At 56.5% G+C, this 15,186-nt stretch carries 15 protein-coding genes; 3 read left to right on the forward strand and 12 right to left on the reverse strand.

Annotation, left to right across the window (positions count from 1 at the left end):
- Positions 1-12 precede the first annotated feature (12 nt).
- The 7 genes from atpE to mnmG all read right to left on the reverse strand — a co-directional run bounded on the left by atpE (position 13) and on the right by mnmG (position 6,085).
- Entirely contained in the window at positions 13-270 is a 258-nt protein-coding gene (gene atpE, locus AABC73_RS29040; protein ID WP_002555987.1) for a F0F1 ATP synthase subunit C, read from the reverse strand.
- Between the two features lie 149 nt (positions 271-419).
- Positions 420-1,289, reverse strand: coding sequence for a F0F1 ATP synthase subunit A (gene atpB / locus AABC73_RS29045; protein WP_020292042.1), 870 nt, complete (start codon positions 1,287-1,289; stop codon positions 420-422).
- Positions 1,290-1,305: 16 nt separating this feature from the next.
- Entirely contained in the window at positions 1,306-1,713 is a 408-nt protein-coding gene (locus AABC73_RS29050; RefSeq protein WP_341521928.1) for a F0F1 ATP synthase subunit I, read from the reverse strand.
- A 146-nt stretch (positions 1,714-1,859) separates the two neighbouring features.
- Positions 1,860-2,732, reverse strand: coding sequence for a ParB/RepB/Spo0J family partition protein (locus tag AABC73_RS29055; protein ID WP_341521929.1), 873 nt, complete (start codon positions 2,730-2,732; stop codon positions 1,860-1,862).
- 9 nt (positions 2,733-2,741) lie between these two features.
- Positions 2,742-3,533: a ParA family protein gene (locus AABC73_RS29060; protein WP_020292039.1), complete on the reverse strand. Its 792-nt coding sequence runs from the start codon at positions 3,531-3,533 to the stop codon at positions 2,742-2,744.
- 18 nt (positions 3,534-3,551) lie between these two features.
- Positions 3,552-4,187: a 16S rRNA (guanine(527)-N(7))-methyltransferase RsmG gene (rsmG, locus tag AABC73_RS29065; protein WP_331153168.1), complete on the reverse strand. Its 636-nt coding sequence runs from the start codon at positions 4,185-4,187 to the stop codon at positions 3,552-3,554.
- Between the two features lie 5 nt (positions 4,188-4,192).
- Positions 4,193-6,085, reverse strand: coding sequence for a tRNA uridine-5-carboxymethylaminomethyl(34) synthesis enzyme MnmG (gene mnmG, locus AABC73_RS29070; protein WP_341521930.1), 1,893 nt, complete (start codon positions 6,083-6,085; stop codon positions 4,193-4,195).
- A 556-nt stretch (positions 6,086-6,641) separates the two neighbouring features.
- Between mnmG and AABC73_RS29075 the strand changes: the two genes are divergently transcribed.
- The 3 genes from AABC73_RS29075 to AABC73_RS29085 all read left to right on the forward strand — a co-directional run bounded on the left by AABC73_RS29075 (position 6,642) and on the right by AABC73_RS29085 (position 10,648).
- A complete protein-coding gene (locus AABC73_RS29075; RefSeq protein WP_341521931.1) occupies positions 6,642-7,151 on the forward strand; it encodes a sigma-70 family RNA polymerase sigma factor in 510 nt (169 codons plus the stop codon).
- On the forward strand, positions 7,148-8,095 hold the full coding sequence (locus AABC73_RS29080; protein WP_341524357.1) for a FecR domain-containing protein: 948 nt from the start codon (positions 7,148-7,150) through the stop codon (positions 8,093-8,095). Before AABC73_RS29075 ends, AABC73_RS29080 begins: the two co-directional genes overlap by 4 nt.
- Before the next feature lie 177 nt (positions 8,096-8,272).
- On the forward strand, positions 8,273-10,648 hold the full coding sequence (locus tag AABC73_RS29085) for a TonB-dependent siderophore receptor (RefSeq protein WP_341524358.1): 2,376 nt from the start codon (positions 8,273-8,275) through the stop codon (positions 10,646-10,648).
- Between the two features lie 52 nt (positions 10,649-10,700).
- On the opposite strand, the gene mnmE is transcribed toward AABC73_RS29085, so the two are convergent.
- The 5 genes from mnmE to rpmH all read right to left on the reverse strand — a co-directional run bounded on the left by mnmE (position 10,701) and on the right by rpmH (position 14,626).
- Positions 10,701-12,071 (reverse strand): tRNA uridine-5-carboxymethylaminomethyl(34) synthesis GTPase MnmE, encoded by a 1,371-nt coding sequence (gene mnmE, locus AABC73_RS29090; RefSeq protein WP_341521932.1) that lies wholly within the window; start codon positions 12,069-12,071, stop codon positions 10,701-10,703.
- Between the two features lie 79 nt (positions 12,072-12,150).
- On the reverse strand, positions 12,151-13,833 hold the full coding sequence (gene yidC, locus AABC73_RS29095) for a membrane protein insertase YidC (protein ID WP_331151298.1): 1,683 nt from the start codon (positions 13,831-13,833) through the stop codon (positions 12,151-12,153).
- Positions 13,834-13,835: 2 nt separating this feature from the next.
- Positions 13,836-14,081: a membrane protein insertion efficiency factor YidD gene (gene yidD / locus AABC73_RS29100; protein WP_020292031.1), complete on the reverse strand. Its 246-nt coding sequence runs from the start codon at positions 14,079-14,081 to the stop codon at positions 13,836-13,838.
- Positions 14,074-14,475 (reverse strand): ribonuclease P protein component, encoded by a 402-nt coding sequence (gene rnpA, locus AABC73_RS29105; RefSeq protein ID WP_020292030.1) that lies wholly within the window; start codon positions 14,473-14,475, stop codon positions 14,074-14,076. The genes yidD and rnpA overlap by 8 nt, the downstream gene beginning before the upstream one ends.
- 16 nt (positions 14,476-14,491) lie before the next feature.
- Positions 14,492-14,626, reverse strand: a complete 135-nt coding sequence (gene rpmH, locus AABC73_RS29110; protein WP_003213577.1) for a 50S ribosomal protein L34 — start codon at positions 14,624-14,626, stop codon at positions 14,492-14,494.
- Between the last annotated feature and the right edge of the window lie 560 nt (positions 14,627-15,186).

Genomic DNA, 15,186 nt, shown 5'->3' on the forward strand with positions numbered 1-15,186 from the left:
ATATTCGAGAGATTAGCCAGCGAGTTGACCAACGAAGGGGTTCGCAAAGGTGAAGAACAGAGCGATACCAACACCGATCATGGTCACGGCGTCGAGCAGACCGGCAACGATGAACATTTTGACCTGCAGCATTGGAACCATTTCTGGTTGGCGAGCAGCGCCTTCCAGGAACTTGCCGCCCAGCAGGCCGAAACCGATTGCAGTACCCAGTGCGCCCAGGCCGATCAACAGTGCAACAGCGATAGCAGTTAGACCAACTACAGTTTCCATCTTTCCTCCCGACTTTTACGTCGTATTGGTTAGGTTTTTTAGATTAAAGCGGTAAAACAAATCGTTTCCAGCATCAGCCCTTGCGGTTACCCGCTTGCGGCTATCCTCTCGCCGAAACGAGAGGTACATCCAGACGCGCCAGGCGAGTCTTAATGGTTGTCTTCGTGAGCCATCGACAGGTAAACGATGGTCAGCATCATGAAGATGAACGCCTGCAAGGTGATGATCAGGATGTGGAATACAGCCCACGCCCATTGCAGAACCACGCCCAGGCCGCTGAGCCAGAGCAGGCCGCTGCCGAACATGACGGCGATCAGGATGAACACCAGCTCGCCAGCGTACATGTTGCCGAACAGACGCAGTGCCAACGAAATCGGTTTGGCAATCAGTGTCACGAATTCAAGCAGGAAGTTCACCGGAATCAACAGCGCCTGAACAAAGATGTTCTTGCTGCCGAACGGGTGAAGGGTCAGTTCGCCGATGAAACCACCGATGCCCTTGACCTTGATGCTGTAGATGATGATCAACGCAAACACCGACAGGGCCATGCCCAGGGTCGCGTTAGGGTCAGTCGTCGATACCGCACGGAACGGAATGTGAGAATCCCCGGTGATCATGATCGCCAGCTGAGGAATCCAGTCGACCGGGATAAGGTCGACGGCGTTCATCAGGAAAACCCAGACGAAAATGGTCAGTGCCAGCGGTGCAATCACCGGGCTACGACCGTGGAAGCTGTCCTTCACGCTGCCGTCGACGAATTCGACAAGCACTTCAACGAAGTTCTGCAGTGCGCCTGGTTGACCTGAAGTCGCCTTCTTTGCCGCCATGCGGAAAATCAGGACGAAGATCAGACCCAGTGCGACCGACCAGCCGAGAGTATCGACGTGGAAAGCCCAAAAACCCATTTCCTTCGCCGCGGCCGCATCGTGGGCGAAGCCCCAAGTGCCGTCCGGCAAATGACCAAAGGTCAGGTTCTGCAAGTGGTGCTGGATATAGCCCGAAGCTGTTTGCTCTGCCATGGTTGCCTCAAACGCCCTAAGGTCTCGAAAGTCTTGTTCTCATAAGCACCGGTGCGAACCAGCTGACCAGTTGGGTCAACATGAAGACGCCGAATACAGCCAGCGGCGCCAATGGCTTCACACCTGCGAACGTCAGTGCAAACAGCACTGCCGTTAAAATCAGTTTGCCCGCCTCGCCGGCATAAAAAGACCGGACAATGGCTTGCGCTGCTCTAGCCCCGGTGAACCGGAAAGCCTTATGAGCGAAATACAAATTGGGGAGCCAAGCTATCAGGCCTCCGCACAGCCCTGAATATCCAGCTACGACCCCGTGCCACTGCCACAGCGCCAAGGCTGCCAGCAGCAGGACAATAAATTGAGCCAGCAATACCGGGAAAACCGCCAGGCGATGGAACGGCAAGCGGCTTGGCATGCGAGATTCCATCACAACTGCTCCTCGTGCGTCGGCCGCCAAAATCAATAACTTGGCATAAAATGTGCCGACAAAATGCGCGCAGAGTATAGGGGCGCTTAAGCCCCTATTCAACCGTCAGGTAGTGATTTCCGACTACACGCTACACGGCAATTGTTTCAGCGGATGTGTGCGAGCACACCCTGAAGCTCATCCAGTGAGTTATATCGGATGACTAATTGACCTTTTCCCTTCTGCCCATGGCGAATTTGCACCGCGGAGCCCAGCCGCTCGGCCAATCGCTGTTCCAGGCGACTGATGTCCGGATCGGTTTTTAGCGGTTCCGCAGCGGCCGGTTTTCCGCTCAGCCACTGGCGAACCAGGGCTTCTGTCTGACGCACAGTCAGGCCACGTGCGACAACGTGTCGCGCCCCTTCGACCTGCCTGTCTTCCGGCAAACCGAGCAAAGCGCGGGCATGACCCATTTCCAGGTCGCCGTGGGACAGCATGGTCTTGATGACTTCCGGCAGCGCAATCAGACGCAGCAGGTTGGCCACGCTGACGCGGGACTTACCCACCGCGTCGGCGACTTGCTGCTGGGTCAGTTGGAACTCCTGCTGCAAACGCTGCAGGGCGACCGCTTCCTCGATGGGATTGAGGTCCTCGCGCTGAATATTCTCGATCAGCGCCATGGCGATGGCCGTTTCATCCGGCACATCGCGCACCATCGCGGGAATGGTCTCCATTCCGGCCTGCTGACTGGCACGCCAACGGCGCTCACCGGCAATGATTTCAAAACGGTTGTCGGCAAGCGGACGCACCACGATGGGCTGCATCACGCCTTGAGCCTTGATCGACTGGGCCAGCTCTTCAAGGGCTTGCGGGTCCATGTCGCGGCGCGGTTGGTATTTGCCCCGCTGGATCAGATCCAGCGGTACGTGCTGCAATTCGCGCTGATCGGCCTTGACGGCCTGTTCTTCCAGCGAACTGACGGTTGGACTGCTCAGAAGTGCGTCCAGCCCACGTCCGAGACCTCGTTTCTTGACGGCCATGGGATTCCCTTAAGTTGGCTGAGCTGTGCGCGTAGTGCGCCGTTGACGACGAACCATTTCCCCGGCCAGAGCCAGGTAGGCCAGCGCACCGCGCGATGACTTGTCATACGCCAGCGCCGGCATGCCGAAACTCGGCGCCTCGGCCAGACGGATGTTGCGCGGGATCACCGTGTCGTACAGCTGTTCGCCAAAGTGTTCCTTGAGCTGGGCAGAAACGTCGTTGATCAGGCTCAGGCGAGGGTCATACATGGTTCGCAACAGGCCTTCGATCTTCAGCTGCGGGTTGAGCAGCTCGCCAATGCGCTTGATGTTATCCACAAGGTCACTGAGCCCTTCGAGGGCAAAGTATTCGCATTGCATGGGGATAATCACCCCGTCGGCGGCAACCAGAGCGTTCAACGTGAGCATCGACAACGACGGCGGACAGTCGATGAGGATGTAGTCGTAGTTCTCGCGGATCGGCGCCAGCGCATTGCGCAGGCGACTTTCCTTCATCTGCATTTCCAGCAGATTGACTTCCGCAGCCGTGAGGTCGCGGTTGGCCGGCAGCAGCTGATAACCGCCATGCTCGGAAAACTGCATGGCCTGTACCAGATCGCATTCGCCGATCAGTACGTCGTAAATGGAGTTTTCCAACCCGTGCTTATCCACACCGCTACCCATCGTAGCGTTGCCTTGCGGGTCGAGATCGATCAACAGGACGCGGCGCTTGGTCGCGACCAGTGACGCTGCGAGGTTGATGCAGGTGGTGGTTTTGCCCACACCACCCTTTTGGTTCGCTATCGCGAATACCTTAGCCATTCTTGCTTGTGTTCCCAGTCATGCCGTGCGGCGCAGTATCAGCAGATGGCGTTGGCCTTGGCAACCTGGAACGGTCAAGGCTTGTGCGCTATCGAGGTAAAAATCTGCCGGTAATGCTACCAGCTCATCGGCAGGATGCAGCCCTTTCATCGCCAGCCATCGCGTATCGGTGTCCCCCATATGACGGGTCCACCCGGTAAAGTCCTCGAGGCTGCTGAACGCCCGGGAAACAATCCCGGTAAACGGTACTGCGGGCTGATAAGACTCTGCACGGCTGTGGATAACTTCCAGATTGTCGAGCTTGAGCTCAAGCTTAACCTGGGTCAAAAATCGTGTTTTCTTGCCATTGCTGTCCAGTACGGTGACTTTCATCTCCGGAAACAGGATAGCCAATGGAATGCCTGGCATGCCGCCGCCACTGCCGACATCGAGCCAACGCGGGCCTGCGATGAAGGGGACGACGCTCAGACTGTCGAGCAAATGCCGCGAAACCATCTCATCGGGATTACGAACTGCAGTGAGATTGTAGGCCTTGTTCCACTTGATCAGCAGCGCCAGGTAAGCCAGCAGCTGGGTGTGCTGGCCTTCGCTGAGGTTTACACCCAACTCCTGGGCGCCACGGGACAACTCTTCGGCGTGTTGCGGGGTGACCATAGAACTCAAGCGCTTTGCTCCAACTGACGGCCCGCGCCGCGTTTTTTCAAATGAATCATCAACAGGGAAATCGCCGCCGGGGTAACGCCGGGAATGCGTGAAGCCTGTCCGAGGGTTTCCGGCCGGGTTATCCCCAGCTTGCTCTGAATTTCTTTCGACAGGCCGGAAATGCCGGTGTAGTCGATATCTTCAGGAAGTTTAGTGTCTTCACTGGCCCGCAACCGGGCAATCTCATCCTGCTGACGGTCGATGTAACCGGCGTACTTGGCCTTGATCTCGACCTGTTCGGCCACTTGCGGATCCAGGCAGCCATCACCGGTGATCGACACCAGGCTGGCGTAGTCGATTTCCGGACGGGTCAGCAGATTGAGCAGATTGTATTCGTGGGTCAGCGGCGTGCCGAAATGACTGGCAATCGCTTCGCCCTGTTCGGTGCCGGGACGAACCCAGGAACTTTTCAGACGTTGTTCTTCGCGCTCAATGCTTTCGCGCTTGGTGCAGAACGCGGCCCAACGCAGGTCATCGACCAGACCCAACTCGCGGCCCTTCTCGGTCAGACGCAGGTCGGCATTGTCTTCACGCAGGATCAAGCGGTATTCCGCCCGGGAGGTGAACATCCGGTACGGTTCCTGGGTTCCCAGGGTAATCAGGTCGTCGACCAGCACGCCGATGTACGCCTCATCACGTCGCGGACACCAGCTTTCCTTGCCCTGAGCACGCAGTGCTGCGTTGGCTCCGGCCAGCAAACCCTGGGCTCCGGCCTCTTCGTAACCGGTGGTACCGTTGATCTGTCCAGCGAAGAACAGGCCGCCGATGACCTTGGTTTCCAGGCTGTATTTCAGGTCACGAGGGTCGAAATAGTCGTATTCGATGGCATAGCCGGGACGCACGATATGGGCGTTTTCCATACCGCGAATCGAGCGCACCACTTGCAGCTGAACGTCGAACGGCAGCGAGGTGGAAATGCCATTTGGATACAGCTCGTGGGTGTTCAGCCCTTCCGGCTCGATGAAGACCTGATGGCTTTCCTTGTCGGCAAAGCGGTGGATCTTGTCTTCGATCGATGGGCAATAGCGCGGGCCGACACCTTCGATGATTCCCGAATACATCGGCGAACGATCAAGGTTGGCCGCAATGATTTCGTGGGTACGGGCGTTGGTATGGGTGATCCAGCAACTGACCTGGGCCGGATGCTGTTCTTTGGAACCCATGAACGACATGACCGGAATCGGCGTGTCGCCCGGTTGCTCGGTCATCACCGAGAAATCTACCGAACGACCATCGATGCGCGGCGGCGTGCCGGTTTTCAGGCGACCCACACGCAGCGGTAATTCACGTAAGCGTTGTGCCAGGGCTATCGACGGCGGATCTCCGGCGCGACCACCCGAATAATTCTGCATCCCGATGTGGATAAGTCCACCGAGGAAGGTCCCAGTGGTCAGGACAACCGAGTCGGCCATGATGCGCAGGCCCATTTGGGTCACGACACCACGTACCTGATCCTGTTCGACGATCAGGTCGTCACAGGCCTGTTGAAATATCCACAGGTTCGGCTGGTTTTCGATGGCTTCACGGATCGCGGCCTTGTACAGGACGCGGTCTGCCTGAGCACGGGTGGCCCGTACTGCCGGGCCTTTGCGGCTGTTCAAAACGCGGAATTGAATACCACCTTTGTCCGTGGCCATCGCCATGGCGCCGCCAAGGGCGTCGATTTCCTTGACCAGATGGCTCTTACCAATGCCACCGATCGCCGGGTTGCAACTCATCTGACCCAGCGTTTCCACGTTATGGGTCAACAGAAGGGTTTTTGCACCCATACGTGCCGACGCCAGTGCGGCCTCGGTACCGGCATGACCGCCACCGATGACGATCACTTCAAAACGGGAAGGGAAATCCACCACGCACCTCGTGCCTGTTGTAGATGGGAATTTGGGATAGCTGACAAGTATAGGGACTTCACCCCCCTGAAAGGAACCCGTTGAACAAAAATTAACCAGCTGTGGAAAACTCTCAGATATAGAAATTAAAAGAGAGAAGATTTATAGAATCTTTGTTTTTATGTTTATTTCTACTGAGCAGCTTTTCTGTGGATAGAATCCTACAGGCCATATATATCAATATGTACAGAGATTCAAAAGTCTGTGGTCATGTGCCAGTGAGGGGTTGGGATAACTGCCTTGAGCCTGTGGATTAAAACGGTACTTGTCCACAGGCGGGTTTTTCCTCAGGTTTAACCCCCGCTTATCAACCGAGCTAAAGGTGCGTTATGCACAGGGCTTATTCGTGAAATTCTTTGAAATAGGCCAAATAAATCAGTCGCGACGAGCTCATGGATCACGGGGTTTTTATTAAGGGACGTCAATAAATCCTGAAATACGCTCGCATCGGCGCTCTTGTGGGTTCCAGAAACAAAAGCTAATAATAGGCATTATCATTAACTCGCTATCCTTGCCTATGTCCTCTCAATCCCACACGACCGCAGTCCAGCGCATTTATGAGCAGCATCATTCGTGGTTGCATGGCTGGCTCAAGGGCAAGCTGTCCAACGCATGCGATGCTGCCGATCTGGCTCACGATACGTTCGTGCGGATTCTCGGTTCGGCCAATGCCGCGCAGATCCGTGAACCCCGGGATTACCTGGCGACTGTCGCCAGAGGGCTGGTCATTGACCGGTATCGACGACGCGCCATTGAGCAGGCTTACCTGCACTCCCTGGCTGCCCGGCCTGAACTCACCGTCATCAGTGAAGAGGACAAGGCGCTGATCATTGAAACGCTGGTGGCTGTGGATAAAACCCTGGCGAGCCTTGGCCCGCGGGTTCATCGCATCTTTATGCTGTCGCAGATCGATGGCCTGACTTATCAACAGATCGCCGAGCAGTTGCAGGTTTCCCTGACCACGGTGAAGAAGCACATGATTCGCGCGTTCACGGAATGCTCGATGCTCCTGGCGGGACTGGCATGATCAATGTGCCGGATCGCAAGGTTTTCCAGGCGGCGGCCAGTTGGTACGTGCAGTTTCAGGTGGAACCGCCGACGCCAGCCGAGCGACACGCCTGGCAGGAATGGCTGAACAGCGATCCCGCCCATCAGGCCGCCTGGAATCAGATGGAGCAACTGCAACGCGGACTTGGCGCGTTACCGCCCGATCTGACGCGGCGCACACTGTCCGAACCGCGCCAGCGTCGAGATATTCTCAAACTGATGCTGGTGATCGCCGGCGCCGGCTACGTGGGCTGGAATATCAAGCAGCACACCAGCCTGGGCAATGTCTGGGCGGATTACCGGACGCCTGTCGGTCAGCGGCAACATATTGAACTGGCCGATGGCAGTCAGATCGAGCTGAACACCGATACCGCAATCGACGTGTTGTTTGACGGTCAGCAACGCCTGATCCGCCTGCGCGTAGGCGAGATTCTGATCCAGACCGGCAAACGCGGCGATACCCGGCCGTTTTATGTTGAAACTCATCAGGGCCGCGTTCAGGCGTTAGGCACGCGTTTCTCGGTTAGGCAACTGAAAAACACGACTCGGGTCGGCGTCCTGGAAGATCAGGTCAGCCTCCTGCCCAAGGAACCCACCGGCAAGCCGGTCCTGCTCAAGGCAGGGGAAAGCGCAGAGTTTGACGACCATCGGGCCAATCCGGGACGCACTTACACGCCTGCTGAAGTGGCCTGGGTTGACGGGCAACTGGTGGTGCTCAACGCCCGACTCGGGGATCTGATTGACGAGCTGAGCCGCTATCGTCCGGGCGTCATGCACTGTGACGAACACGCTGCTCGATTGCGGGTATCGGGAGCCTTCCGTCTTGATGCCATCGACGCGGTGCTGGCCAACCTGCAAGCGACGCTGCCGATTCGCGTCAGCCATTTCACCCGTTATTGGGTTTCGGTCAAGAGCACTGCCTGAGCGAATCCCGCCTGAAAATAAATCTATCCACAGGGTTATCTTTTTTTTGCATGGCACGGCCCTACAGGTAAACGCGAATTTCAATCCTTCAGGGCCTTCAAGACCATGCGCTTTCCACCGCTCCCGCTTCCTGCTCGCCAGCGTCTTTTCCGACAATGCTTCAGCTACAGCCTGTTGATGGCCAGCGGCGTCGGCTTCGCTTTGGCGACAACTAGCGCCATTGCCGCCAGCGTTACGCAGAATTTCAATATCAGTGCCGGGCCGCTGGACAGCGCCTTGAGTCAGTTTGCCTCGGCGGCCAATGTGATTCTGTCGTTTTCTCCTGAGCAGACCGCCAATCGCCGCAGCTCCGGGCTGCAAGGTAATTACTCGGTCGAGCAGGGTTTCGCTGTGTTGCTGCAGGGTTCGCGGCTGCAAGTCGTGGCGCAGGCGCCGGGCAGTTACATCCTGCAAGCGGTCCCGGAGAACGGTTCAGTGGTGCTCGGCCCCACCAACGTCAACAGTTTCCAGACGGATGAGGCCAGTCAGGGCCGCACGCTGGATGTGGGTTACAAGGCTGAAAAAAGCCGCATCGGCACCAAGACCGATACGCCGCTGTCGGAAACGCCGCGCTCGGTGTCCGTGGTTACCGGCCAGCGCATGAAAGATCAGAAGACCCAAACCCTCACCGAAGCGCTCGGTTACGTGCCGGGTATTTTCGCGCCGCCTTTTGCGGCTGGGGATAACCTGGCGGGCGATCTGTTTTTCATTCGTGGTTTCAACGCTACCGATTACGGCTACGGCCTGTTGCGTGATGGTTTGCGTGTGCAGGGCAATCGTTATGACACCACCACCGAGCCTTACGGGCTGGAGCGGGTCGAGGTGTTTCGCGGGCCTTCTTCGATTTTGTATGGCGAAAACGCGCCGGGCGGGCTGGTTAACGTAGTCAGTAAACGCCCGACTGCCATTCCCCAGGGCGAAGTGCAGCTCAGTTATGGCTCGAACAATCGCCGTCAGCTGGGTGTGGATATCTCCGGTCCGCTGGACGACAGCGGCAATATTCTCGGGCGCGTGGTCATGATGGGGCGCAACGCCGACACGCAAACCGATCACGTACCGGACGACCGCATCTACATCGCGCCCTCCATGACCCTGAATTTTGACGACTACAACACCCTGACCTTGCTGAGCAACTATCAGAAAGATCACACCAATATGGAGCTTGGCCTGCCTGCCGCTGGCACTTTGCTGCGTAACCCCAATGGCAAGCTCGACAAGGACACCATGCTCGGTGTGCCGGACTGGAACACTTTCGAGCGTGAAACCTGGAGTGCGGGCTACGAGTTCAGCCACAGCTTCAACGACGATTGGCAGTTCCGGCAGAACTCGCGCTATCTGCAGTCGCGGATTACCCGCCACGAAACCTGGCCAGGCAATCTCAATAACGCCGGCTTTGGCACCTTGTTGAACGTCACCGCCTACGACCGTTACAACAAGTCCATGGTGTATTCGCTGGATAACCAGCTCGAGGGCAAATTCAACGCGGGCGGCCTGGAGAACACCGTATTGTTCGGCGCCAGTTTTGACCGCACCTCGTTCAGCCAGGACTGGGATGCCGGTTCAGCCGGGCGCATCAACATCTACAACCCGATTTATCCACAGGACCCGGTAACGTCCATCGCCGTGCAGAACACCCTGCTCGAACAGCAAATGCAGGGTTTGTACGGGCAGATCCAGAGTAAGTACGACAACTGGATTTTCCTGTTGGGCGGGCGGCAGGATTGGGTCGAGAGTGATTTTCGCAACAAACTGGCGCCTTCCAGCGATATCAACTCCAACGATCAGAAATTCACCTATCAGGGCGGGGTGATGTACCAGTTCGACAACGGCCTGACCCCGTATGTCAGCTATTCCACCGCATTCGTCCCGGTGCAGCAGATTTCCAATGGCGGTTCGCCGCTGGACCCGATTACCAGCGAGCAGTATGAAGTGGGTTTGAAATACGAACCGTCGGGCTGGAATACCACCATGACTGCGTCGGTCTTCGACCTGCGCAAAAAAGACGATACCTATTTCGATTCAACCAGCGCCAGTTACCGGCAAGTGGGCAAAAGCCGCTCCAAGGGCGTGGAGCTGGAGGTCAACAGCGACGTCAATCGCAACCTGAACCTGACCGCTTCCTACACCTACACCGATGCGCGGGTGATCAAGGACACCGCTGGCTCGTTGATCGAAGGTCATCAAATCACCGGCGTGCCACGTAATCAGGCTTCAGCCTGGGCCAAATACCGCTTTCTCGAGGGTTATCTCAACGGACTACACGTTGGCGGCGGCATTCGCTACTTCGACAGTACCTTTGCCTACACGGCGAGTTCCCTGTACGGCAAGCTCGATTCCGGTGACGTGACGCTGGTGGACGCAGCTATCGGTTATCAGATCGACAAGAACTGGTCGGTGGATCTGAACGCCAAGAACCTGTTCGACAAGGAATATGTGTCGGGCTGTAACGATGCCGGTCGCTGCTATTGGGGAGACAGCCGAACCCTGCTCGGTTCGGTGAGCTACAACTGGTAGACCTGTGGATAAGTTATTGGCGGCCAGAGTTCGCTGTCCTGGCCGCCAATAACTATTTGCCGATGCAAAAGCTGGAAAATATTCGACCCAACAGGTCATCCGAGCTGAATGCTCCGGTAATTTCCGCCAGGGATTGCTGCGCCTGACGCAGATCTTCGGCCAATAACTCCCCGGCGCCCGCCAACGTCAGCTGCGCCCTGCCGTGTTCAAGCGAGCCACTGGCATGTCGTAGCGCCTCCAAATGGCGTCGACGTGCGCTGAAGCTGCTTTCAGAGGTCTGCTCGTAGCCCATGCAGGCCTTGAGATGCTCGCGCAGCAAATCCAGACCTTGCCCTTCCGCCTTGGCGCTAAGACTGATGGTCACGTGGCCATCGGCGCTGGTTTGCATCTCGATCAGATCGCCGCTCAAATCCGCCTTGTTGCGAATCAGGGTGACTTTGGCCGGATCAGGCCGCTGTTCGAGAAACTCGGGCCACAATGCAAAAGGATCCACAGCTTCCGGGGCGGTGGAATCGACCACCAACAAAATCCGATCGGCCTCGCCAATGGCTTTGAGCGCACGTTCCACGCCGATTTTCTCCACCTGATCCTCGGTATCGCGCAAACCCGCGGTGTCTACGACATGCAGCGGCATGCCATCGATGTGGATATGTTCGCGCAGGATATCCCGGGTGGTACCGGCAATCTCGGTGACGATTGCCGCTTCCTTGCCTGCCAGTGCATTCAAGAGGCTCGATTTACCCGCGTTCGGCCGACCGGCGATGACCACGGTCATCCCGTCGCGTAATAGCGCGCCCTGCCCGGCTTCGCGCAGCACTGTGGATAACTCATCACGCACCGCATCCAGCATATTCAGCACATGGCCATCGGCGAGAAAGTCGATTTCTTCTTCGGGAAAGTCTATTGCCGCTTCGACATAGATGCGCAGGCTGATCAATTTCTCGGTCAAGTTATCCACACGCCGGGAAAAAGCACCCTGCAACGAGCGCAACGCATTGCGTGCGGCCTGGGCCGAACTGGCTTCAATCAGGTCGGCAATCGCCTCGGCCTGGGCAAGGTCGAGCTTGTCGTTGAGGAATGCACGCTCGCTGAATTCACCCGGCCGCGCCAGGCGACTGCCCAGTTGCAGGCATCTTTGCAGCAGCATATCCAGAACCACAGGCCCGCCATGGCCTTGCAATTCGAGGACGTCTTCGCCGGTAAACGAGTTAGGTCCCGGAAAATACAAGGCGATGCCTTCGTCAATGACCTGCCCGGCTTCGTCAGCAAAGGGTCCGTAATGAGCAAAACGCGGTTTAAGTTCGCGGCCGGTAATAGCGGCTGCCGCCTTGCTCGCCAACGGGCCGGATATACGCACAATGCCTACCCCGCCGCGGCCCTGGGCAGTGGCGATGGCAGCGATGGTTTCACGTGGGACATTCATGGTCCGGCTCCTGGAGCAAATGACAGATAGCAAAACGCCCCACTAGGGGGCGCCTTGTACAACTTATTCACAGGTTAGATCAGGCTTCTGCTTTCTTGGCAGCCGCTTCGATCTTGCGAGTGATGTACGCCTGCTGAGTAATGGACAAGGTGTTGTTCACAACCCAGTACAGAACCAGACCAGCCGGGAACCACAGGAAGAAGAAGGTGAAGATGATTGGCATCAGCTTCATGACCTTCGCCTGCATCGGATCCGGAGGTGTAGGGTTCAAACGTTGCTGGATGAACATCGTGGCGCCCATGATGATCGGCAGGATGAAGAACGGATCCTTGATCGACAGGTCGGTAATCCACAACAGCCACGGGGCCTGGCGCATTTCAACGCTTTCAAGCAGCACCCAGTACAGCGACAGGAACACCGGCATTTGTACAAGGATAGGCAAGCATCCACCCAGTGGGTTGATCTTTTCCTTCTTGTACAACTCCATCATGGCTTGCGACATTTTCTGCCGGTCATCGCCATGTTGCTCTTTCAGAATGGCGAGTTTCGGTGCAACTGCACGCATACGAGCCATGGATTTGTAGCTGGCTGCCGACAGAGGGAAGAAAAGCCCTTTGATCAGCATGGTCAGGAAGATAATCGACCAGCCCCAGTTACCCACAATGGCGTGGATGTGTTGCAGCAACCAGAAAATCGGTTGAGCGATGAACCACAGAATGCCGTAGTCGACCGTCAATTCCAGACCTGGGGATAACTCCTTGAGCACCGCCTGGCTTTTCGGGCCGGCATACAACGTAGCGGTCGCTTCACCTTTGGCACCTGGCGCAACGGTCAACGCCGGGCCAGTGAAACCAATGATGTAGTTGCCTTGGCTGTCCTTACGAGTGGTAACAGCATTGCTGTTGTTCTTGTCAGGAATCCAGGCCGTTACGAAGTAGTGCTGCAGCCATGCAACCCAACCACCTTGTACGGTTTCCTTGATCGAACCCTTGTCGATGTCTTTCATCGACACCTTTTTGTAGGGTTCCGAAGGTGTCCACAGAGCGGCACCCAGGTAAGTCGCGGTACCGGTAGCAGTGGTCGACGATGGATCGGAACTGGCGTCGCGCTTGAGTTGCGCGAACATGTTACCGGACCATGGCTGAGCGCTCTGGTTGTCGATCACATAGCTGACAACCAGGTCATACAGTCCGCGCTTGAAGGTAAAGCGCTTGATGTAATTGACGCCGTTATCTGTGAATTTCAGATCAACGACCAACTGGTCCTGACCATCCACCAACTGATAAGACTTCTGTGCAGTCGAGTAAACAGGACGACCAGCAGGTCGAGCGTCCGGGCCGTTGACGCCGGTCAGACCACTTTGCGCCAGAAAGATACGTTCGCCGCCGTTATCAAACAGCTGGAACGGAACGTCTGGATGGTCCTGACGACGTGGATAAAGCGGCAGTCGCAGCTGCACGACATCGCCACCAACCGGGTCGATTTCGAGATTGAGCACATCCGTTTTGACCTGGATGAGATCTTTGCTGGTTGCAACCGGGGTTTCGATTGGAGCAGTCGCATCGCCGCTGGCGCTAGGAACATCGGCACTGGCAGAAGCGTTTGTACCAGCAGCCGTATCCGGAATAGCCGGTGCGGTGGTGCTGGCAGCAACATTCTGAGTCGGCAGGGCGGCCTGGCCGTAGTCTTGGTTCCATTTCAGAACCCCGACGTAGGTCACGATTGCCAGGGCGACGATCAGGATCGTGCGTTTAATATCCATGATTACTCGGCCATCGAAGAAGAACGGGAGGTGGGGACAGGTGGAACCGGGTCATAGCCACCGGCATTCCACGGATGACAGCGACCTAATCGACGAAAGGTCAGCCAGCCACCGCGTAGAAGGCCATGATTTTCAATGGCTTCATACGCGTAGCAGGAGCAACTGGGGTAGAAACGACAGTGACTGGCCATCAGCGGGCTGATGGCATAGCGGTAAAACTGGATCGGAACGAGCGCCAGCTTACGCATCGGTACTGTCTACCCCTACAGTTTCGGTTTTTGCAGCAGGAGCCGGCTGACTACGCGCCAGACGCTTCCAGAGCTTGCCGAAATGCTGAATCAATTCGGGGTTTTCTATCTCACCCAACCCTTTGCGCGCGACAATCACGATATCCCAACCGACCAAATTATCTTGGTGTTGACGAAATGATTCGCGCATCAGGCGTTTCAAGCGGTTGCGCTCAACGGAGAGTTTGACGCTCTTTTTACCGATAACCAGCCCCAGACGGGGATGATCAAGGTCGTTATTGCGCGCAAGGAGCAGGAGATTTTTCCCCGGAACCTTGCCGGTAGGGGAGTCAAAGACTGCCTTGAAATGCCGGGGAGTAAGCAAACGCTTTTCCCGACTGAAGTCCTGACTCACCTCCAGTGCCGGATTATCAAACTGCCAGACGCGCACGACCTTTGGCGCGGCGACGCGACAGGACGGCACGGCCGTTCTTGGTAGCCATGCGAGCACGGAAACCGTGAGTACGAGCGCGTTTGATAGTGCTTGGTTGGAAAGTACGTTTCATGTCGTGTTACCTGGTTCGTCCACAACGGGCCGGAATGGCCCCCGTTTTAAGAGACCGGGGATTCTAGAGAAACCGCGCGTCCAGGTCAATTTCCAACCAGGTTTTCCTTCATTTACTTCTTCAGGGCCTTTTTTGCCGATCCCTCAGATTGATTCGAAATGGATGACGGCGCTAGATATAGAAATAAAGAAGGAAAGTATTTAAAGCTTCTTTATAAAGCTTATTAAAGCTAGGGAGGCACCTGTCTGTGGATAACTGACCTCAGCCCAGTAAACACATAGCGTACAGAGAATGACAACACTGTCGAGAAACGGTGCTCTGCCTGTGCTGCGCTGTCGGAAAAGCTGTGCATGGAATGCGTTGTTATCCACAGGCTGGTTATCCACAGACTTTCGACCCGACTTATGCAGTGAGCTGAAGCACGGTTATCCACAGAGCTTATCCACATGCCGTCCGTCGCGTAATTTCCCCATAAAAGCCTGATTTCAAGCGTTCCGTAAGCAAGCTACATGTGGATAAGTCGCGCTCTGATCGTTACAATGGCCGATTGTTTTTGCCTC

The sequence above is a fragment of the Pseudomonas sp. G.S.17 genome (genome assembly GCF_038096165.1).
Classification (GTDB): domain Bacteria; phylum Pseudomonadota; class Gammaproteobacteria; order Pseudomonadales; family Pseudomonadaceae; genus Aquipseudomonas.

Bases quoted from the DNA above. Each gene is read 5' to 3' on its own strand.
- atpB (WP_020292042.1), bottom strand. From the start codon at position 1,289: ATGGCAGAGCAAACAGCTTCGGGCTATATCCAGCACCACTTGCAGAAC.
- yidD (WP_020292031.1), bottom strand. From the start codon at position 14,081: ATGCGTAAGCTGGCGCTCGTTCCGATCCAGTTTTACCGCTATGCCATC.
- rpmH (WP_003213577.1), bottom strand. From the start codon at position 14,626: ATGAAACGTACTTTCCAACCAAGCACTATCAAACGCGCTCGTACTCAC.
- AABC73_RS29080 (WP_341524357.1), top strand. From the start codon at position 7,148: ATGATCAATGTGCCGGATCGCAAGGTTTTCCAGGCGGCGGCCAGTTGG.
- AABC73_RS29050 (WP_341521928.1), bottom strand. From the start codon at position 1,713: ATGGAATCTCGCATGCCAAGCCGCTTGCCGTTCCATCGCCTGGCGGTT.
- rsmG (WP_331153168.1), bottom strand. From the start codon at position 4,187: ATGGTCACCCCGCAACACGCCGAAGAGTTGTCCCGTGGCGCCCAGGAG.
- mnmE (WP_341521932.1), bottom strand. From the start codon at position 12,071: ATGAATGTCCCACGTGAAACCATCGCTGCCATCGCCACTGCCCAGGGC.
- yidC (WP_331151298.1), bottom strand. From the start codon at position 13,833: ATGGATATTAAACGCACGATCCTGATCGTCGCCCTGGCAATCGTGACC.
- AABC73_RS29055 (WP_341521929.1), bottom strand. From the start codon at position 2,732: ATGGCCGTCAAGAAACGAGGTCTCGGACGTGGGCTGGACGCACTTCTG.
- atpE (WP_002555987.1), bottom strand. From the start codon at position 270: ATGGAAACTGTAGTTGGTCTAACTGCTATCGCTGTTGCACTGTTGATC.
- AABC73_RS29075 (WP_341521931.1), top strand. From the start codon at position 6,642: ATGTCCTCTCAATCCCACACGACCGCAGTCCAGCGCATTTATGAGCAG.
- AABC73_RS29085 (WP_341524358.1), top strand. From the start codon at position 8,273: ATGGCCAGCGGCGTCGGCTTCGCTTTGGCGACAACTAGCGCCATTGCC.
- AABC73_RS29060 (WP_020292039.1), bottom strand. From the start codon at position 3,533: ATGGCTAAGGTATTCGCGATAGCGAACCAAAAGGGTGGTGTGGGCAAA.